The organism is Pseudomonas sp. Pseusp49 (genome assembly GCF_059491875.1).
The window spans coordinates 1,274,021-1,293,531 of record NZ_CP168514.1 but is presented as its reverse complement, the minus strand read 5'-3'; the positions used below and the strand labels follow the sequence as shown (position 1 = coordinate 1,293,531).

23 protein-coding genes are annotated in these 19,511 nt (G+C 58.6%); 6 read left to right on the top strand and 17 right to left on the bottom strand.

The features are described from left to right. Nucleotides 1-699, top strand: a complete 699-nt coding sequence (tsaA, locus tag ACEN83_RS05610; protein ID WP_495579723.1) for a tRNA (N6-threonylcarbamoyladenosine(37)-N6)-methyltransferase TrmO — start codon at nt 1-3, stop codon at nt 697-699. Nucleotides 700-882: 183 nt separating this feature from the next. On the opposite strand, the gene fpr is transcribed toward tsaA, so the two are convergent. After that, nucleotides 883-1,662 carry a ferredoxin-NADP reductase gene (gene fpr / locus ACEN83_RS05605; protein WP_003443014.1) on the bottom strand — a complete coding sequence of 260 codons (780 nt, stop codon included), beginning with the start codon at nt 1,660-1,662 and terminating at the stop codon, nt 883-885. 145 nt (nt 1,663-1,807) lie between these two features. Here fpr and ACEN83_RS05600 point away from each other — a divergent pair, with 145 nt between their 5' ends. Then, on the top strand, nt 1,808-2,734 hold the full coding sequence (locus ACEN83_RS05600; protein ID WP_033047456.1) for a LysR family transcriptional regulator: 927 nt from the start codon (nt 1,808-1,810) through the stop codon (nt 2,732-2,734). Here ACEN83_RS05600 and ACEN83_RS05595 read toward each other — a convergent pair. The 3 genes from ACEN83_RS05595 to ACEN83_RS05585 all read right to left on the bottom strand — a co-directional run bounded on the left by ACEN83_RS05595 (nt 2,731) and on the right by ACEN83_RS05585 (nt 4,797). After that, nucleotides 2,731-3,093, bottom strand: a complete 363-nt coding sequence (locus ACEN83_RS05595) for a diacylglycerol kinase (RefSeq protein ID WP_015093791.1) — start codon at nt 3,091-3,093, stop codon at nt 2,731-2,733. The genes ACEN83_RS05600 and ACEN83_RS05595 overlap by 4 nt on opposite strands. 76 nt (nt 3,094-3,169) lie before the next feature. Then, on the bottom strand, nt 3,170-3,820 hold the full coding sequence (gene erdR / locus ACEN83_RS05590) for a response regulator transcription factor ErdR (protein WP_007971156.1): 651 nt from the start codon (nt 3,818-3,820) through the stop codon (nt 3,170-3,172). Between the two features lie 218 nt (nt 3,821-4,038). Continuing rightward, nucleotides 4,039-4,797 carry a tRNA-uridine aminocarboxypropyltransferase gene (locus ACEN83_RS05585; protein WP_495579722.1) on the bottom strand — a complete coding sequence of 253 codons (759 nt, stop codon included), beginning with the start codon at nt 4,795-4,797 and terminating at the stop codon, nt 4,039-4,041. A 188-nt stretch (nt 4,798-4,985) separates the two neighbouring features. On the opposite strand from ACEN83_RS05585, the gene ACEN83_RS05580 reads away from it, so the two are divergent. Next, a complete protein-coding gene (locus tag ACEN83_RS05580) occupies nt 4,986-5,408 on the top strand; it encodes a quorum-sensing-regulated virulence factor family protein (RefSeq protein ID WP_007971154.1) in 423 nt (140 codons plus the stop codon). On the opposite strand, the gene ACEN83_RS05575 is transcribed toward ACEN83_RS05580, so the two are convergent. After that, a complete protein-coding gene (locus ACEN83_RS05575) occupies nt 5,409-5,603 on the bottom strand; it encodes a hypothetical protein (protein WP_007971153.1) in 195 nt (64 codons plus the stop codon). A gap of 482 nt (nt 5,604-6,085) precedes the next feature. Between ACEN83_RS05575 and ACEN83_RS05570 the strand changes: the two genes are divergently transcribed. Beyond that, on the top strand, nt 6,086-7,204 hold the full coding sequence (locus ACEN83_RS05570) for an LOG family protein (RefSeq protein WP_495579721.1): 1,119 nt from the start codon (nt 6,086-6,088) through the stop codon (nt 7,202-7,204). A gap of 45 nt (nt 7,205-7,249) precedes the next feature. On the opposite strand, the gene recX is transcribed toward ACEN83_RS05570, so the two are convergent. The 9 genes from recX to ACEN83_RS05525 form a co-directional block, all read right to left on the bottom strand. Next, the gene (gene recX / locus ACEN83_RS05565; RefSeq protein ID WP_095965054.1) at nt 7,250-7,717 is read right to left on the bottom strand and encodes a recombination regulator RecX; all 468 of its coding nucleotides are present in this window, start codon (nt 7,715-7,717) and stop codon (nt 7,250-7,252) included. A gap of 8 nt (nt 7,718-7,725) precedes the next feature. After that, nucleotides 7,726-8,784: a recombinase RecA gene (gene recA, locus ACEN83_RS05560; RefSeq protein ID WP_007971148.1), complete on the bottom strand. Its 1,059-nt coding sequence runs from the start codon at nt 8,782-8,784 to the stop codon at nt 7,726-7,728. Nucleotides 8,785-8,867: 83 nt separating this feature from the next. Further along, nucleotides 8,868-9,368, bottom strand: a complete 501-nt coding sequence (locus ACEN83_RS05555; RefSeq protein ID WP_007971146.1) for a CinA family protein — start codon at nt 9,366-9,368, stop codon at nt 8,868-8,870. Between the two features lie 79 nt (nt 9,369-9,447). Beyond that, entirely contained in the window at nt 9,448-9,984 is a 537-nt protein-coding gene (locus ACEN83_RS05550) for a lysis system i-spanin subunit Rz (protein ID WP_495579720.1), read from the bottom strand. Continuing rightward, on the bottom strand, nt 9,966-10,529 hold the full coding sequence (locus ACEN83_RS05545) for a glycoside hydrolase family 19 protein (RefSeq protein ID WP_495579719.1): 564 nt from the start codon (nt 10,527-10,529) through the stop codon (nt 9,966-9,968). The genes ACEN83_RS05550 and ACEN83_RS05545 overlap by 19 nt, the downstream gene beginning before the upstream one ends. Nucleotides 10,530-10,552: 23 nt before the next feature. Further along, nucleotides 10,553-10,900 carry a phage holin family protein gene (locus tag ACEN83_RS05540; RefSeq protein WP_495579718.1) on the bottom strand — a complete coding sequence of 116 codons (348 nt, stop codon included), beginning with the start codon at nt 10,898-10,900 and terminating at the stop codon, nt 10,553-10,555. A 123-nt stretch (nt 10,901-11,023) separates the two neighbouring features. Continuing rightward, nucleotides 11,024-11,602: a DUF642 domain-containing protein gene (locus tag ACEN83_RS05535; protein WP_116583010.1), complete on the bottom strand. Its 579-nt coding sequence runs from the start codon at nt 11,600-11,602 to the stop codon at nt 11,024-11,026. Between the two features lie 10 nt (nt 11,603-11,612). After that, nucleotides 11,613-11,801, bottom strand: coding sequence for a Com family DNA-binding transcriptional regulator (locus ACEN83_RS05530; RefSeq protein WP_116583009.1), 189 nt, complete (start codon nt 11,799-11,801; stop codon nt 11,613-11,615). A gap of 405 nt (nt 11,802-12,206) precedes the next feature. Then, on the bottom strand, nt 12,207-12,941 hold the full coding sequence (locus tag ACEN83_RS05525; protein WP_116583023.1) for a LexA family transcriptional regulator: 735 nt from the start codon (nt 12,939-12,941) through the stop codon (nt 12,207-12,209). Nucleotides 12,942-13,151: 210 nt separating this feature from the next. Here ACEN83_RS05525 and mutS point away from each other — a divergent pair, with 210 nt between their 5' ends. Then, a complete protein-coding gene (gene mutS / locus ACEN83_RS05520; protein ID WP_495579717.1) occupies nt 13,152-15,731 on the top strand; it encodes a DNA mismatch repair protein MutS in 2,580 nt (859 codons plus the stop codon). Between the two features lie 142 nt (nt 15,732-15,873). Continuing rightward, nucleotides 15,874-16,197 carry a ferredoxin FdxA gene (gene fdxA / locus ACEN83_RS05515; RefSeq protein WP_495579716.1) on the top strand — a complete coding sequence of 108 codons (324 nt, stop codon included), beginning with the start codon at nt 15,874-15,876 and terminating at the stop codon, nt 16,195-16,197. Between the two features lie 473 nt (nt 16,198-16,670). Here the strand turns inward: fdxA and rpoS are convergent, their stop codons facing one another. The 3 genes from rpoS to ACEN83_RS05500 form a co-directional block, all read right to left on the bottom strand. Continuing rightward, nucleotides 16,671-17,678, bottom strand: coding sequence for an RNA polymerase sigma factor RpoS (rpoS, locus tag ACEN83_RS05510; protein ID WP_007970728.1), 1,008 nt, complete (start codon nt 17,676-17,678; stop codon nt 16,671-16,673). Between the two features lie 105 nt (nt 17,679-17,783). Continuing rightward, a complete protein-coding gene (locus ACEN83_RS05505) occupies nt 17,784-18,641 on the bottom strand; it encodes a peptidoglycan DD-metalloendopeptidase family protein (RefSeq protein ID WP_007970727.1) in 858 nt (285 codons plus the stop codon). 211 nt (nt 18,642-18,852) lie between these two features. Continuing rightward, nucleotides 18,853-19,488: a protein-L-isoaspartate(D-aspartate) O-methyltransferase gene (locus ACEN83_RS05500; RefSeq protein WP_177323519.1), complete on the bottom strand. Its 636-nt coding sequence runs from the start codon at nt 19,486-19,488 to the stop codon at nt 18,853-18,855. Between the last annotated feature and the right edge of the window lie 23 nt (nt 19,489-19,511).

The window sequence follows — 19,511 nt, the reverse complement described above, 5'->3', positions numbered from 1 at the left end:
ATGACCTACAGCGTTTCCCCCATCGGCTTCGTACGCTCCTGCTTCAAGGAGAAGTTTGCCATTCCGCGCCAGCCACAACTGGCCCCGGCCGCCCGTGGGGTACTGGAGCTGGTGGCTCCGTTCGATCAAGGGGACGCCGTACAGGGCCTGGAGCAGGTCAGCCACGTGTGGCTGCTGTTCCTGTTCCACCAGGCCCTGGAGGAAAAGCCTCGCCTGAAGGTCCGCCCTCCTCGCCTCGGCGGCAACAAATCCATGGGCGTGTTCGCCACCCGCGCCACCCACCGCCCCAATGGCATCGGGCAATCAGTGGTGAAACTGGACAGGGTCGAAGCCAACCGCCTGTGGATCTCGGGCATCGATCTGCTGGATGGCACACCGATTCTCGATATCAAGCCCTACGTGCCCTACGCCGACATCATCGATACAGCCGCCAACAGCATCGCCAGCGCTGCGCCAAGGCTGATTCCCGTGCAGTGGACGGACTCAGCGCTGCTGCAGGCTCACGAGCATGCCCGGCGCCTTGATGAGCCTTTGGTCGAGCTGATCGAGCAATGCCTGGCACAGGATCCCCGCCCGGCCTATCAAATACCTGCACCCGAGCGGGAATACGGCGCGCAGTTCTGGGACCTGGATGTGCGCTGGCATTACCCGACACCGGAGCTGATCCGCGTCCTGGAAGTCATACCCGCAAAGGGCTGAACGCTGGAAACGAATAAGCCCGCCTGACCTTCCCAAGTCATGCGGGCTTTTCAGATGCGCTGCAAATCTACTGTAGGAGCGAGCCTGCTCGCGAAAAACCTGAGGACGCCGCTGGGTATCAAGCTTCCCGCGTTATCGTTGACCTCCATCGCGAGCAGGCTCGCTCCTACACGTGACCTGCGGTCACTTCTCTACGAACGCACGCTCGATCAGGTAGTCACCCGGCTCGCGCATCCGCGGCGAAACCTTCAGGCCGAAGCTGTTCAGCACTTCGCTGGTCTCGTCGAGCATGCTCGGGCTGCCGCACAGCATGGCGCGGTCGTCCTGCGGGTTGATCGGAGGGAGGCCGATGTCGCTGAACAGCTTGCCGCTGCGCATCAGGTCGGTCAGGCGGCCTTCGTTCTCGAACGGCTCGCGGGTTACGGTCGGGTAGTAGATCAACTTGTCACGCAGGGCTTCGCCGAAGAATTCGTTCTGCGGCAGGTGCTCGGTGATGAACTCGCGGTAAGCGACTTCGTTGACGTAACGCACGCCGTGGCACAGGATCACTTTTTCGAAACGCTCGTAGGTTTCCGGGTCCTGGATAACGCTCATGAACGGCGCCAGACCGGTACCGGTGCTGAGCAGGTACAAATGTTTGCCAGGCTTCAAGTCATCCAGCACCAGCGTGCCGGTAGGCTTCTTGCTGATGATGATCTCGTCGCCTTCCTTCAGATGCTGCAACTGCGAAGTCAGCGGACCATCAGGCACCTTGATGCTGAAGAACTCGAGATGCTCTTCCCAGTTCGGGCTGGCAATCGAGTAAGCGCGCATAAGCGGGCGGCCGTTGGGCTGTTGCAGGCCGATCATCACGAACTGACCGTTCTCGAAGCGCAGGCCCGGATCACGGGTGCACTTGAAGCTGAACAGAGTGTCGTTCCAGTGGTGAACACTGAGGACACGCTCGTGGTTCATGTTGCTCATGTACGTGGGACTCCTGGAGATTGGTCTGCGCGTGTTCGGTGTGCTCTGCAAGAAAGCCAGCTCTGCGCAATTGCATCGCATTCTAAAGGCAGAGACAATATCTGTTAAATGGATTATTAAGATAAGGGTTATCGGTTATATCGATATGCGATTTACTCTCCGTCAACTTCAAGTATTCGTCGCCGTCGCCCAGCAGGAAAGCGTGTCCCGTGCTGCGGGCCTGCTCAACCTCTCGCAATCGGCGGCGAGCACCTCGATCACCGAACTGGAGCGCCAGTGCAGCTGCCAGTTGTTCGACCGCGCCGGCAAACGGCTGAGCCTGAACGCCCTTGGTAAACAACTTTTACCGCAAGCGGTCGCCCTGCTCGACCAGGCCAAGGAAATCGAAGACCTGCTCAATGGCAAGTCCGGTTTCGGCTCGCTGGCCGTGGGCGCGACCCTGACCATCGGCAATTACCTGGCCACCCTGCTGATCGGCAGCTTCATGCAGCGCCATCCGGAAAGCCAGGTGAAGCTGCACGTGCAGAACACTGCCAACATTGTGCAACAGGTGGCCCACTATGAAATTGACCTGGGTCTGATCGAAGGCGACTGCAGTCACCCGGACATCGAAGTGCAAAGCTGGGTCGAGGACGAACTGGTGGTGTTTTGCGCCCCTCAGCATCCGCTGGCCAAGCGCGGCACGGCCACCATGGACGAGTTGAGCCACGAAGCGTGGATCTTGCGCGAACAGGGCTCCGGCACACGGCTGACCTTCGATCAAGCCATGCGTCATCACCGTTCTTCCTTGAATATCCGCCTGGAGCTTGAGCACACCGAAGCGATCAAGCGCGCGGTGGAGTCAGGTTTGGGGATTGGCTGCATTTCCCGGCTGGCTTTGCGCGACGCATTCCGCCGCGGCAGCCTGGTGCCTGTCGAGACGCCGGATCTGGATCTGGCGCGACAGTTTTATTTCATCTGGCATAAACAGAAATATCAGACCTCGGCGATGCGCGAGTTCCTCGACCTGTGCCGCGCCTTCACCGCCGGGGTTCAGCGCAGCGACGAGATCGTACTGCCGACGATCGCTTAGAGCAGGATGACCGCCCACACCAGGGCAATCATGCTCAATGCCACGAACTGGGCGGCACTGCCCATGTCCTTGGCATTCTTGGACAGCGGGTGCCGTTCAAGGGAAATACGGTCGATAGCCGCTTCCACGGCCGAATTGAGCAACTCGACGATCAACGCCAACAGGCAGACCGCGATCAACAACGCCTGTTCGACCCGGCTGACATTGAGGAAGAACGACAAGGGAATCAGGATGACGTTGAGCAATACCAGTTGCCGAAAGGCGGCTTCGCCGGTGAAGGCTGCGCGCAGGCCATCCAGCGAATAACCGGAGGCATTGAGAATACGTTTCAGACCGGTCTGGCCTTTGAAAGGTGACATAGAGTGGGCAACTGACAAAAAAGGAAGTGGGAAAGCTAGTTCAACCAAAGTCAAAAAAGCGTGAAGTAACCAGCCTTTAGTGGCTGGAAGTTGACTCAAGTTGTTGCAAGAGCAGCGCGGCCTGGGTCCGGGTCCGTACATTCAGTTTACGGAAAATCGCGGTCACGTGCGCCTTGATAGTCGCCTCGGAAACACTCAGCTCGTAGGCGATCTGCTTGTTCAGCAAGCCTTCGCAGACCATGGTCAGCACCCGGAATTGCTGCGGTGTCAGGCTGGCAAGGCCTTCGCTGGCCGCCTTGGCCTCTGCCGAAACGCTGACCGCTTCGAACGCCTGCGGTGGCCAGAACACATCGCCATCGAGGACCGCACGCACGGCTTTCTGGATCACACTCAAGTCGCTGGATTTGGGAATGAAGCCACTGGCGCCGAACTCACGGGACTTGACCATGATGGTCGGTTCTTCCTGGGCCGAGACCATGACCACCGGAATCTGCGGGTACTGACCGCGCAGCAGGACCAGCCCGGAAAAACCGTAGGCCCCCGGCATGTTCAAGTCCAGCAGCACCAGATCCCAGTCGGACTTTTCCGTCAGGCGGACTTCCAGTTCGGCAATGCTCGCCACCTCCACCAGACGGACATCCGGGCCAAGGCCCAGGGTCAACGCTTGATGCAAGGCACTACGAAACAGCGGATGGTCATCGGCAATCAGGATTTCGTATGTGGCCATTTTTCAAATGATCCTGTTTTTCATGGGACGCCCGATGTATTCGGAGCTCGCCAAAGCACCTCAAGGCACAGCCATGGAGCTGCACTGACCAGGCACGTTCAACGCAAGAAACGCCATTGCAAACGCTGGCCGCACCCTGATCGGCGCCAAGCATGCCCAGCGAAGCCGGGGTGGTCAAGCAGCATGCCCGGTACAGTTTATTGCAGTATGAGCGACAATCAGTCCATCAAAGGAGTGACCGACTGGACATAGGGCATCAACTCGGCATGCGCCGGGGTCGAAACGTTCATGTCCAACTGATGTTTGGCGTCGAGGTAATGCTGGCTGAACACATCAAAGTAGGCATCCAGCGCCGAGGCTGCGTCGACATCGCCCGCAAGGTCGAGACACAGCGCCGCCACTTCCGCCGTGCACAGATGCTCGCTACGGGTCGAGCGACGCAACCGGTAGCGCGAGAGTTTTTCGGGCAGCAGGCTGAGGATCGGCAATCGATCGAAATAGGGGCTCTTGCGAAAGATCTTTCGCGCCTCGGTCCAGGTCGCGTCCAACAGAATGAACAACGGACGCTTCGTGCCATCGACATCCACACTGTTTGTCACCCGCTCAGGCTCGACATATTCACCCGGAAACACCAGGTAGGGCTGCCATTGCGAGTCGGACAACAGCGCCAGCAACTTCGGATCGACCTCCGTACGGGACCAGATGAAGGCGTGGTTGTCAGGGACCACGTCGGCGATCAGCCAACCGGTGTTGCTTGGTTTGAACACTTCCTTGTTGGTCATGATCAGGCATACGCCGGAGCGGGTCGCGACCTGCGGACGCCATGCGCACAGGCAGTGGCTCTCGATCACCCGGCAATCACGGCAACGCGGCGCACGCCAGCCACGGGCCTGAATCGGCTTGATGCCCTCCTCCTCACGCTGATCGCGCAAGCGGGCTACGGCATTCATGGCAAAGCGCGCGGGGGTGGGGCTCATAGCGGACAACGCCCACAGAGAAGGAAACTCGACACGAAACACACTCGACAGGGTAAAAAGTGCCAGCAGTTTACCAGACCGCCCGGCGCAAGCCTGTACCGTCCAGCCCGCCTCCCCTATAATTCGCCGCCACTGAACGCACAGTCACGTGACGGGTCAAACCCCCATCACTGAACCAGGAGAGTTTCATGCTGCGCCTTATCGTTCCTACCGCGGCCATTTTGCTGGCGTCGTCCCTCAATGCCCAGGCTGCGTCCTTGAAAGACACGGAACTGAACAAAATGCTGCAAAACGTCGCCACCCAGAGCAGCGTCGGCACTCCACGAGCGATCAACGAAGACATTCTCGATCAAGGCTACACCGTTGAAGGCAAACAACTGATCAACCACCTGAGTGTGCAGAGCAGCCACGCCGACAAGATGCGTGCAGACCCGAAGGCGGTGTACTTCCAGTTGGGCGCTTCTGTCTGCAGGAACGAAGGGTTTCGCAAGCTGATGGCCAAGGGCGCGATCATGCGTTACGACTTCACCGAGGTGAAGACCAACCGTCCAGTCGGCTCCGCCAGCTTCCAGGAATCGGATTGCCTGCAACCGGCCAAGAAGAAAAAGTAATCACCGGGAATTGGCGCGCCGCTGTTCATCTTCGGCGCGCAATTCTGCCAGCAGCGCCTGCAAGTAATGCGAACGGCGTTCGCCGCCACGCAAACGCCGGCAGCACTCCTCTTCGAGGCTCAAATGATTGGCCTCGGCTGACGACTTCAACAATCGATACAGTTGCGTATCGACCTCCAGAACGACTCTGGCCATGGTTTCCCGCCTCCCTGCACTTCACTCATGTTTGAGCGATTAAATCCTTGAACTGCATGTACCGTGCGCCCTGCCGTTGACGCAAAGTTGTCGTGTGGCACCTGTAACTTAGTAAATCAGAGTGCGGCCCATGCGACGCCTGTTCAGACGAGCGGTGAAACCACCTTGCAAATCGTCAATAAGCGGTTGCCAGCAAAGACGTTGTGGCGCAATGATCAAACAGCGCAAATCATTGTGAAGGTCTAGATTTCAGGTATCCACCTTCACTTTTTCAGGGCTGGAAAGGGGGCTGGCCGTCGCTTACCGTGTTGTGCGATTGTTTCTTTCATCCAAGGGAAAAACAGAACCTGTTTGGATGATCCGATGCCTTTCGGGTCAATTAGATCGCCCAGGCATGGGCCTGGGCAGACAGCGACACATGAAGTGTCGTGGCACCGGCGTACGTTGTCAGGCCGAGGGTTCTGTGCAGAAGGAGAAGTTGAATGCCTTACCAACCGAATGACCTCCTGAGCCGTCATTTTGAAGAAAGCGGCCACGACCTCCTCAGCAAGGTCGAAGAACAACTCAAGCTGATTTCACCCAACAGCCCGAACATCCCGATCTACCGCGACATGATCCTGACCGTGCTACGCATGGCCCAGGAAGACCACAACCGCTGGAACGCCAAAATCACCCTGCAAGCCCTGCGCGAACTGGAACAGGCCTTCCGCGTGCTCGAACAATTCAAGGGACGGCGCAAGGTCACTGTTTTCGGCTCGGCCCGTACCCCCATGGAACACCCGCTCTACAGGATGGCCCGGGAACTCGGCGCCGCTCTGGCGCGCTCGGACATGATGGTCATTACCGGTGCCGGTGGCGGCATCATGGCCGCCGCCCACGAGGGCGCCGGCCTGACACACAGCCTGGGGTTCAACATCACCCTGCCCTTCGAGCAGCATGCCAACCCCACTGTCGACGGCACGACCAACTTGCTGCCCTTCCATTTCTTCTTCACCCGCAAGCTGTTCTTCGTCAAGGAAGCCGATGCCCTGGTGCTGTGCCCGGGCGGCTTTGGCACGCTGGATGAAGCCCTGGAAGTGCTGACGCTGATACAGACCGGCAAGAGCCCATTGGTGCCCGTGGTGCTGCTCGACGCGCCGGGCGGTAAATTCTGGCAAGGCGCACTGGACTTCATTCACCAGCAACTGGAGGAAAACCATTACATCCTGCCCACTGACATGAAGCTGGTGAGACTGGTCTACAACGTCGAAGAAGCGGTAGAGCACATCAACCAGTTCTACAGCAACTTCCACTCCAGTCGCTGGCTCAAACATCAGTTCCTGATTCGCATGAATCACTCACTCAACGACCAGGCACTCGAACACATGCAGGAGGCTTTCGCCGACCTGCGCCTGAGCGATCATTTCCATCAGCACGCTTATAGTGGCGAGGAACACGACGAAGCCGAATTCAGCCATCTGGCGCGACTGGTCTTCAACTTCAACGCCCGCAATCATGGCCGCCTGCGCGAACTTGTGGACTACATCAACCTGCCGGAAAACTGGGCACAATCAAAATCCCAGGCACAACAACGCACGCGGGAGCCGTCAAAGGTTACGTGAGGCATAAAAAAACGGCCCGCTATCGAAATAGCGGGCCGTTTCAGTTCAGTCGTCCATCCCTCGACCGCTGAACAGGCGGTTGATCATTTCCATGGAGTATCCCCGATACGCCAGGAATCGGCCTTGCTTGGCGCGCTCCCGGACATCTGCTGGCAATTGCCCGGAGAATTTACGTCGCCAGGTGTCGGCCAGTTGCTCCTGCCAGTCGATACCGCTCTCACGCAGGGCAAGTTCAATATCGGTGCGCTGCAGGCCGCGCTGGCTCAACTCTTCACGAATGCGTAAAGGGCCATAACCGGAACGGGCGCGGTAGGAAACGAAACTTTCGAGGTAACGGGTTTCAGACAACAACCCCTCTTCCGTCAACCGGTCGAGTGCTGTTTCGATCATTTCAGGGAGGGCGCCGCGCTGACGCAGTTTACGCGTCAGCTCGACTCGACCGTGCTCGCGTCGTGCGAGCAGGTCCATTGCGGTTCGCCGCACCGCGACGAGTGTATCGAGTACGGCGGTCATCGCTTCGATCAGATATCAGCGTCAACCAGGTCGTCTTCGGTCTCTTTGACCGCAGAAGCTTTGGCGTCTGCTACCGATGCCGGGGACAGGAGCTTGTCACGCAGTTGCTTCTCCAGCTTTGCCGCGACTTCCGGGTTGTCCGCCAGGAACTTGGCCGAGTTGGCCTTGCCCTGACCGATCTTGGTGCCCTCATAGGCATACCAGGCGCCGGACTTCTCAACGAAACCGTGCAGAACACCCAGGTCGATCATCTCACCGTTGAGGTAGATGCCCTTGCCGTAAAGAATCTGGAACTCGGCCTGACGGAACGGCGAAGCCACCTTGTTCTTCACGACCTTGACGCGGGTTTCGCTACCGACGACTTCATCACCTTCCTTCACCGCGCCAGTACGACGGATGTCCAGACGAACCGATGCGTAGAACTTCAGCGCGTTACCACCGGTGGTGGTTTCCGGGCTGCCGAACATCACGCCGATCTTCATGCGGATCTGGTTGATGAAGATCACCAGGCAGTTGGCGTTCTTGATGTTACCGGTGATTTTACGCAGCGCCTGGGACATCAGGCGGGCTTGCAGGCCCACGTGCATGTCACCCATTTCGCCTTCGATTTCAGCCTTTGGCACCAGGGCGGCCACGGAGTCGACGATGATCACGTCAACCGCGTTGGAACGCACCAGCATGTCAGTGATTTCCAGGGCCTGCTCGCCGGTGTCCGGCTGGGAAACCAGCAGGTCGTCGACGTTGACGCCCAGCTTGCCGGCGTACTCAGGGTCGAGGGCGTGTTCGGCGTCGACGAATGCGCAGGTCGCGCCGGCTTTTTGAGCCTGGGCGATCACGGACAAGGTCAGCGTGGTTTTACCGGAAGATTCAGGACCGTAGATTTCAACAATACGGCCTTTTGGCAGGCCGCCGATGCCGAGAGCGATGTCCAGACCCAGAGAGCCAGTGGAAATGGCCGGGATCGCCTGACGGTCCTGATCGCCCATACGCATTACGGCACCCTTGCCGAATTGACGTTCGATCTGACCCAGGGCCGCAGCCAAGGCTTTCTTCTTGTTGTCGTCCATTAAAGTCCTCACGTAATCAATAAGGCCTGACGGCCAACACCTGTATAAGTAGCCAGTATTATTCCACAGCGATTCCGGATCGCCTACCCCTGATTTGAGATTTCTGCCGCGGCATAGCGCAGCAGCCCCTCTAGCGCGGCCTTCACCGTTTGTCGGCGCACCTCGTCGCGGTCACCGGCGAAGTGTTGCAACTCGCTGAACACTCGCTCGCCCACGCCCCAGGCCAGCCAAACCGTCCCCACCGGCTTGCTCGGCGAACCACCGTCCGGCCCGGCTACGCCACTGACCGCCACGGAAAAATACGCGCGACTTTTCTCCTGCGCGCCCCTGGCCATCGCTTCGACCACCTCGCGGCTGACCGCCCCCACCGTGGTGAACAACTCCACAGGAACATCCAGTTGCAGGTTCTTCTGCAGATTGGAATAAGTGACGTAACCGGCCTCGAACCACGCCGAGCTGCCCGGAATACGGGTGATCGCCTCGGCAATCCCGCCTCCGGTGCAGGACTCGGCCGTGGAAACGTGGGCATTGAGAATCTGCAATTGCCTGCCAAGGTCAGCGGCGAGCTGGGTAATTACTTTCACGGTCATCTCCTGATGGGGCGGGATGGGTTAACCGTACACCAGCAGACTGCACTTGCAAGCGACTGGACCGATCAAAATGTTAGTGCGCAAGCGCTCTGACATAAGCCTGACAAGCCTGCAAGGCAATCAGTCCGCGGTCGCCGGCGTCGGTAATGGCGATAATTCGTCGAGCATGCGCCGGGTCAAGTCGGGCGCGTACGGCGCCATGATCCACGCCGCCGGGGCCGGAGGTGCCTGGCACTGCACGGTCGGGGGCAACATCGCCTGCATCGAGGAGGACTGACAGGCGCAGATCAGCAGTGGCAAGACGATCGCGCAGGCGATCCTGATCACGCTGAACATCGCTTAGCACTCGGTAATGTTTTTTTTCGCTGGTGGACAATTGCTGCTCCAGGGAGAGGCGCCTGTCCTGCTCCGCCTGCCTCTGGGTTTGAGCAACCAGGGTCAGTTGATTCAGCGTTTCATGGTGCAACCTGGCCTGTTCTTCCAGTCGCCCCGCGTAGCGCCAATCCTGAATACGCCAGGCCAGCGCCGCCGAGCCGCCCGCCAGCACCACCAGTAAAACAACACTGACGGCCGTTTGGTAAGGCGCCGAAATCAAACCGAAGGCTGACATAACACTGCCCTCGCCCGCGCCCATAGCTGCAAGCGATCCTGTAGCCCGTTCAAACCGCCGTTGATACGGCGGGTGATGCTGTTGAACTGGTCGCGATCGGCCAATTCGTTCAGACCGTTTTGCGCCCAATACCACGCAGCGGATTCAGCAGCCCATTGCGGTTGCTCGAGCAGTTCAGGCGCGGCCAGCAGACGTTCGTCGCCGAACAGGCCGAGGCTGCACTGACGGTAGTTGTTGCGACCGGTGACCTGAATCAAGCCTCGTCCGCGGTACTTCTGGCCGTCGCGGTCAGGTTCTGCGGTATTGCCAAGGCGAACAGCCAGGGCACCCCTATCGTACTGGCTCAGGTACTGATCGCTGCCCAACTCCCGCACGTTCTGCAACTGCCCGGACTCATGACCGACTTGCGCGAGGAACGCAGCGATGCGCTTGGGCGTGTTGATGCGGTGATTAGCCATGGCAATTTTGAGAGCAGAAATAAAAACGCCCGCTTGGGTGCGGGCGCCTGGCATGATTTTGAGAAGTTGCCGTTCAGTCAGCGGCATGGTTTGACCTCTACTATTTATGATTATCTGTCGGAGCGGTTATCCTGCGACGGTACATCGCCAACACCGATTCGCATGGCCGCCCAACGCTCATAAAGCCTGATGGCCACGTCGGCACCGGCCATCGCTGTCAGACATCCAAATGCACAGGCTGCCCAGATCGACATGCCAGCGGCGTACAACAGCATGATCGCCGAGACGCCGCAGATCATGCAGGCCCCGGAGCGCAGGGCCAGGCGCCGTAAGAGCGACCAGCCGCGGGCACCTTCCTTGTCTGCGCGCCACATTTCGCCGGACACCCCGCCCAGCAAGGCGAGGACGATGACGAGCCAGATCGGAATGTCCAGCAACGCTTGATGCTCGTTTGTCATGTCACGCCTCCCAGGGTGATTGATGAATGCAGGGATTCAGCGAAGAGCGGCGCCCGGGACCCGGCGCCGCATGCAATCGCAACGTTGTCACCGCAAGTGCGGATGGAAAAACACCGCTGAAAATTACAGGGCCTCGACGACTACATTGTCGATGAAGGCGTAATTGCCATATGGGTTCTGCTCGTTAGAGAAGGCCAACGTCGTTTGAGGAGTGGTCGCGGTGAAATCGTAAGTGATGGTGCCCCATTCGATCGCAACACCTTGGGCAACCGGAGTATTGAAGCTGACGGTTTCCCCAGCCACCTTTACCTGAACAACACCGTCGCCGGCACGGCTAGCGTATCGCGAATTACCCGCACTGAAGGTCAATCGATACCTGGCCCCGACCACCGTGGCAAAGTTCTGCTGGATTCCCCCGCCATTGCGATAAACGTAATTCGCGAGGTCAACCATCGAAGTGCCGTCAGGACCTGTGGAACCGGCGATTGCAGCGGGCGTCAAGTACTCGATACCGGACAGAAATGTCGTCCAGCCAGTGATGAGGTTTGTTTGCGCGGTGGTATCAAGGACACAGGTAGTGCTGCAGCCAGGTTGTTCAAAGCTACCATTGACCAGGAGATTAGCCGCAACCGCACTACCTCCGAAACCAAGTAGCGCAGCGGTCAGCAAGAGCGGGGCAATGTGTTTTTTGATTTCGATCATGCGTGTTCACCTATTGAGAAGAATGATTGATCAAAGCTGTCGATACAGCTTCCGTGTCGCTCACAGGCGATCGCTCGAGGCTCTGGGCCTTCACATGATTCAATGTTCCGCATCGAGAACATTTGATCTGGAGTTCCGTGTAGTCGCCCGTCCGGGCAAGAAGTTTTTGGCAATGTCCACATCTGCAATCTCTCAACATCTGCTTTGCCTTTGAATTTCTGTCGGGCCTTCGCGCCAGCCTTTCGGCCAACCGGGGCTGTATGTGCCCACCTGTTTTTTTCCCGACCGCGGTCCCTGCCCGCCGGATAACTGCTTCTGGTGCTTTACGCTGCACACCCGGGTCAGTTGCCAACCCTCTGAACCGTTAAGGCCGGTTCATCGCTGCCTGTGTGGTGGAACTAAAGAGCTTCGTTTCGAGCTGCTTTGTCGAGCGGCTTGAGACAAAGAATATGCATGGATGCATATACAGTCAATGCACAAATGCATTTATTTATGCATTGGTTTTGCGCTAACGCATGAAAGCCCCAGCCACACAGGTCATGACGCGTTTTGGGCAGGCGAAAAAAACCCGCTCGTGAGCGGGTTTTATCGAATAGAGCGGTTGTCAGCGGGCGTACATGCCCCACCAGAAGACATGACCGAGGATGACGATCTGCTCTTCCTGGATTTCCTGGAAGCTGTAGTCCTCGTCCGGATGTTCGTCGCGGTTGAAGCTGCGCAGGCGAATCCCGGTCGGCAGGCGATACAGCTGTTTCACCCGAAGTTGTCCGTTGTGATTGATTGCATAAAGGTCGCCGTCAACGATATCGCCAATGCCGCACTTGCCGGCATTGACCCCGACCGTCGCTCCGTCACGCAGTACCGGCAACATGCTGTTGCCCCGCACTGTCACGCACTTAGCCTGATCGAACTGAACGCCGTTATGGCGCAGGCTACGTTTGCCGAAGCGCAGGCTAGAGCGCTCGCTTTCTTCGATGACGAATCTTCCCGATCCTGCGGCCAATTCAACCTCGCGAAGAAAGGGGACCGACACCTCGTCGTCATCGACAGGGGTATCGTCGTCCCACAGGCTTATATCCTTGAGTTCCGAATGCACAGGAGCGCGCCCGGCATTGGCGGCAGGCGCGACGTCCGCGCGACCTCGCAATTGATCGGTGCTCACGGCGAAGTACTCGGCGATCTTCGAAATATGTTTATCCGAAGGATCGACGATCTTCCCGCTGAGAATGCGCGAGAGCGTGGATTGAGGCACGCCGGTACGACGGTGAAGCTCCGTGGGGGAGATCCCGTGCTGGTCGAGCAATGCTCTTAAGACAGTAGATACGTTGCGTTTGTGCATACCGCGCATAGTGCTGGTTATTTTCGCAGAAAACAAATGCCCAATTGCATAATCGATGCATAACCTGTTTTTTGCATCGTAAAAGATGTCACCCGGCCGCGATGCCTGCGTCGGGTAGAGCGCCCATGGTAACCTTGCGCCCATCGCGGAAAAGCCCGGCCGTTGCCCCGCTTTTGCCCCACCTCTTTCAACGAGCTTCCTGACAATCCGATGAATAAAGCCGTCTCCGACCTGTCCTCCCACACCCCCATGATGCAGCAGTACTGGCGCCTGAAAAACCAGCACCCGGACCAGCTGATGTTCTACCGCATGGGCGACTTCTACGAGATCTTCTATGAAGACGCGAAGAAGGCTGCCAAGTTGCTGGACATCACCCTGACCGCCCGCGGGCAGTCGGCGGGGCAGGCGATTCCGATGTGCGGCATTCCTTACCATGCCGCCGAGGGTTACCTGGCGAAACTGGTGAAGCTTGGCGAGTCGGTGGTGATCTGCGAGCAGGTCGGTGACCCGGCCACCAGCAAAGGGCCCGTGGAGCGGCAGGTCGTGCGCATCATCACGCCGGGGACGGTGAGTGACGAGGCGTTGCTCGACGAGCGTCGGGACAACCTGATCGCTGCCGTCCTGGGTGATGAGCGTCTGTTCGGCCTGGCGGTGCTGGACATCACCAGTGGCAACTTCAGCGTGCTGGAAATCAAGGGCTGGGAAAACCTGCTGGCGGAACTGGAGCGGGTCAACCCGGTGGAACTGCTGATCCCGGATGACTGGCCCAAGGATTTGCCGGCGGAAAAACGCCGCGGTGTGCGTCGCCGTGCGCCGTGGGATTTCGAGCGTGATTCGGCGCTCAAAAGCCTGTGCCAGCAATTCTCGACCCAGGATCTCAAGGGCTTTGGCTGCGAAAACCTGACCCTGGCCATCGGCGCCGCCGGTTGCCTGCTGGCCTACGCCAAGGAAACCCAGCGCACCGCCCTGCCCCACCTGCGCAGCTTGCGTCATGAACGCCTGGACGACACCGTAGTTCTCGATGGCGCCAGCCGTCGCAACCTGGAGCTCGATACCAACCTGGCCGGCGGCCGCGACAACACCCTGCAATCGGTAGTGGACCGTTGTCAGACCGCCATGGGCAGCCGCCTGTTGACCCGCTGGCTGAATCGCCCGTTACGCGATCTGACAGTGCTGTTGGCGCGCCAGACCTCGATCACCTGCCTGCTCGACGGTTACCGTTTCGAAAGACTGCAACCGCAGCTCAAGGAAATCGGTGACATCGAACGGATTCTTGCGCGGATCGGCCTGCGCAACGCCCGCCCGCGCGACCTCGCCCGCTTGCGTGACGCCCTCGGCGCACTGCCGGAACTGCAAGTGGCAATGACCGAGCTCGAAGCCCCGCACCTCCAGCAACTCGCCACCATCACCAGCACTTACCCGGAACTGGCGGCACTCCTAGAAAAAGCCATCATCGACAACCCGCCCGCGGTCATTCGGGACGGCGGCGTATTGAAAACCGGCTACGACAGCGAGCTCGACGAGCTGCAATCGCTCAGCGAAAACGCCGGGCAATTCCTGATCGACCTCGAAGCACGGGAAAAGGCCCGCACCGGCCTGTCCCACCTGAAGGTCGGCTACAACCGCATTCACGGTTACTTCATCGAGCTGCCAAGCAAGCAGGCGGAGTCGGCACCCGCCGACTATATTCGCCGCCAGACGCTCAAAGGTGCCGAGCGCTTCATTACACCGGAACTCAAAGCGTTCGAAGACAAGGCTTTGTCAGCCAAGAGCCGCGCCCTGGCCCGCGAGAAGATGCTGTACGAAGCACTGCTCGAAGACCTCATCGCCCAACTGCCGCCCTTGCAGGACACCGCAGGCGCCCTGGCCGAACTGGACGTCTTGAGCAACCTGGCCGAGCGTGCACTGAACCTCGACCTGAACTGCCCGCGCTTCGTCAGCGAACCGTGCATGCGCATCAGCCAGGGCCGCCATCCGGTGGTCGAGCAAGTGCTGACCACCCCGTTCGTGGCCAACGACCTGAGCCTGGACGACAACACGCGCATGCTGGTGATCACCGGCCCGAACATGGGCGGTAAATCCACCTACATGCGTCAGACCGCTCTGATTGTGCTGCTGGCGCACATCGGCAGCTTCGTGCCGGCGGCCAGTTGCGAATTGTCGCTGGTCGACCGCATCTTCACCCGGATCGGTTCCAGCGATGACCTGGCCGGCGGGCGCTCGACCTTCATGGTGGAAATGAGCGAAACCGCGAACATTCTGCACAACGCCACCGAGCGCAGCCTGGTGTTGATGGACGAAGTCGGGCGCGGCACCAGCACCTTCGATGGTCTGTCCCTGGCCTGGGCGGCGGCCGAACGCCTGGCGCATCTGCGTGCCTACACGCTGTTCGCCACCCACTACTTTGAACTGACCGTCCTGCCGGAGGCCCAGCCGCTGGTGGCCAACGTGCACCTCAATGCCACCGAGCACAATGAACGCATCGTGTTCCTGCACCACGTGCTGCCGGGGCCGGCCAGCCAGAGTTATGGCCTGGCCGTGGCACAGCTGGCAGGCGTACCGACTGAAGTCATTACCCGCGCCCGCGAGCATTTGAGCCGCCTGGAAGACACCGCCCTGCCCCATGAGTCGCCAGCACCTGCCAAAGGCAAACCGGCTGCTCCACAGCAAAGCGACCTGTTCGCCAGTCTGCCGCACCCGGTGCTGGATGACCTGGCCAAGCTTGATCTGGACGACATGACACCACGTCGTGCTCTCGAATTGCTCTATACACTAAAGACACGGATCTAACGCAGCGGCTTGCAAGCTGTTAGAATCTCGCGCGGTTTGGGATGCTGCTGGCTAATAGCCTGGCCAGCAGACTATCGCTCCCGAACCTGGCGACCCCTACGAGAAGGGGCGCAGCAAGCCGCGCCTGAGGAGAAAATTAGAAATGACCTTCGTCGTCACCGACAACTGCATCAAGTGCAAGTACACCGACTGCGTAGAAGTCTGTCCGGTGGACTGCTTTTACGAAGGCCCGAATTTCCTGGTGATTCACCCGGATGAGTGCATCGATTGCGCGCTGTGCGAACCTGAATGCCCTGCCGTGGCTATCTTCTCCGAAGATGAGGTTCCGGCCGGCATGGAGAACTTCATCGAGCTGAACGCTGAGTTGGCCGATATCTGGCCAAACATCACCGAACGCAAGGATCCTTTGCCTGATTCCGCTGATTGGGATGGCAAGCCAGGCAAGATCGCAGACCTCGAACGCTGATTACCCCCGCGTTCGCGAAAAAGGCCCCACAAGGGCCTTTTTGCTTTTCTGCGGGCAAAAAAAAAGGGGCGGTTTGACCCGCCCACATTTTTTCCCTATTCCCTGTGTTCCTTTTCATCATCCTGATGAATCGCGTCCTGCGATTTCCATATCCCTCATCCTTGAAGGTCGTGTCTGTCCGTCGACACAACCTCAATACTAGAGTGTTCCCCTGCGGGATCAATCGCCCCCTGGCGCGAAACCCAGCTGTCACACGTCATTAATAATAAAAAATAGCCATATGAATCAAAAATATAAAAACGAAAAGCGTTCAACATGGACGATTGCCAGGGTGTAAAAATAACGAACACTTACGCAAGTGTAAGCCTGGGCTTACAGCACGAAACCAAAATCCGGAGGGGATTCGGTCTATTGATCAGGCAATAAAAAACCCCGAGCCAGTCGGGGTTTTTCATGCCATCGCAGTGAGAGCCTTATTGGAACAGCGACTCACTCGACAGACCATTTTTTTCCAGGATCTCGCGCAGTCGCTTCAAGCCTTCCACCTGAATCTGCCGGACCCGCTCACGGGTCAGGCCGATTTCCAGGCCGACGTCTTCAAGGGTGCTGCTTTCATGACCGCGCAGGCCGAAGCGGCGTACAACCACTTCGCGTTGCTTGTCGGTCAGTTCCGAGAGCCATTGATCGATGCTCTGGGACAGGTCGTCGTCCTGCAACAGTTCGCATGGATCGGTCGGGCGGTCGTCAGTCAGGGTGTCGAGCAGGGTTTTATCCGAATCCGGACCCAGCGAGACGTCGACGGAGGAAACCCGCTCGTTAAGGCCGAGCATACGCTTGACCTCTCCCACCGGTTTTTCCAGCAGGTTGGCGATTTCTTCGGGTGAGGGTTCATGGTCGAGTTTTTGCGTCAGTTCGCGTGCAGCCCGCAGGTACACATTCAGCTCTTTGACCACATGGATCGGCAGCCGGATGGTCCGGGTCTGATTCATGATTGCGCGTTCGATGGTCTGGCGAATCCACCAGGTCGCGTAGGTCGAGAAGCGGAAGCCGCGTTCCGGATCGAACTTCTCCACCGCCCGGATCAAGCCGAGGTTGCCCTCTTCGATCAGGTCCAGCAGCGACAGCCCACGATTGACGTAGCGTCGGGCGATTTTCACCACCAGTCGCAGGTTGCTTTCAATCATGCGCTTGCGCCCCGCCGGATCGCCACTTTGCGACAGGCGCGCAAAATGAACTTCTTCTTCGGGTGATAGCAGGGGAGAAAAACCAATTTCATTGAGATACAACTGCGTGGCATCGAGTGCCCGCGTGTAATCAATGTACTTGTGTTGTTTCAACGATGCGGAGTGTTTGGATTTGGCACGAACGGAAGGTGGAGCCGCCCCTTCATCATTCGACATCGAATCCGTATCGATGCCGCTCTCCATCAGGAGAACCTCATCGTCGATGTCAAACTCCGGCACTTCTTTACTGAGAGCCATTGTTATAGTCCTTTGGTGAGTTCGACCTCAAGCTCAAGCGGCGCCTTTCTCCCTGGCAACGCTGGAGCCTGTCCCCTCTACGCGACGGAACAGGCTGGTAAGCGATCAACGACGTGGCAGGAATTGCAGCGGATCTACAGGTTTACCTTGACGGCGAATCTCAAAATGCAGTTTCACCCGGTCTGTACCCGTTGACCCCATTTCGGCAATTGTCTGTCCGACCTTGACCTGCTGCCCCTCCCGAACCAACAGCCTGCGGTTATGTCCGTAGGCACTGACGTAGGTTTCACTGTGCTTGATGATCACTAATTCGCCGTAGCCCCTTAAGCCACTCCCGGCGTATACCACCGTCCCATCAGACGCAGCTAAAACAGGCTGTCCCAAATCTCCGGCGATATCAATTCCTTTATTCAAACTACCGTTTGAAGAGAATTTTCCAATCAGAATGCCATTAGATGGCCATCCCCAGCCCGTCGGGGCTGGCCCCGGAGGAGGCAAAGGAGCGGGGGCCGGCTTGCTCGCGACGGACGGTACAACCGTCGTTGTGCTGGTGGTCGTACCGTTTGCCGAACGACGGATGACCGTGGTTTTACTCGACGACGAAGGTGTTGAACTGGACGAGCTGACCACCGCCGTCGACGTTGAATCGGTACGACCATCAAAGCGAATTGTCTGACCCGGATGGATGGTGTAGGGCGCTGGAATATTGTTTCGGGCCGCCAGGGCCTTGTAGTCCCAGCCGTAACGGAAGGCAATGGAAAACAGCGTGTCCTTGGGACGCACCACGTATTGCCCGGTGGTGACCGCCGGACGCTGAGCCGCGGCATTGTTGCGATCCACGACACGAACATCACTGGATTTGTTGCTGGAACAACCGACCAGCAATGTACTCAAGACAAGGCCAGTCACCAGGCGCTGAAAGCTCGTTTTACTCATACGCTGCGCAATGACTGTGAGACTCACCCGCCGCTCCCTCTGTGGTGGCTGAAAATGTGAAATACCGGAGTCCGGCATGAACTGTCGCAAGTATAACGGGCCGTGCACGCTTTACCTTTAATGTGGCGAATCGTTGTCGCGCACACGTTTGCTGCCTGAAGATGAATCCCGTTGAAGCAATCGATGCCGCTGTAAGACAAAGGCAATCGAAGAGAATTCAGCGCGCCGAAACAAATGCTCAGGCCAATGGCCCATTGAGCAATGGCACGAAGCGCACAGCCCCCAGAACATGCCTGGAAAAACCTTGTTCCTCACGGATGATCAGCATCAATTGCTGGACTTCACCGGCCCCCACCGGGATCACCATCCGGCCTCCGGGTGCCAACTGGTCAAGCAATGCCTGGGGCACGTCAGTCGCCACGGCAGTGACGATAATCCCGTTGTACGGCGCCAGTGCCGGCCAGCCTTCCCAACCATCGCCCCAGCGGAACACCACGTTGCGCAGGTTCAGTTCGACCAGACGTTCCTTTGCCCGATCCTGCAGAACCTTGATGCGCTCGACCGAGAACACTCGCTCGACCAGTTGCGACAGCACCGCCGTCTGATAACCCGACCCGGTGCCGATTTCCAGCACCTTGTCGAGAGGACCGGCCTCCAGCAGCAGCTCGCTCATGCGCGCCACCATATAAGGCTGGGAGATGGTCTGGTTGTTGCCAATCGGCAGCGCGGTGTCTTCATAGGCACGGTGCGCCAGCGCTTCGTCGACGAACAGGTGACGCGGGGTCCGGCGAATGACCTCCAGCACCTTCGCGTTGGAGATGCCTTCTTCATACAGGCGCTGGATGAGCCGCTCCCGGGTTCGCTGGGAGGTCATGCCGATACCGCGACGCAGCATAT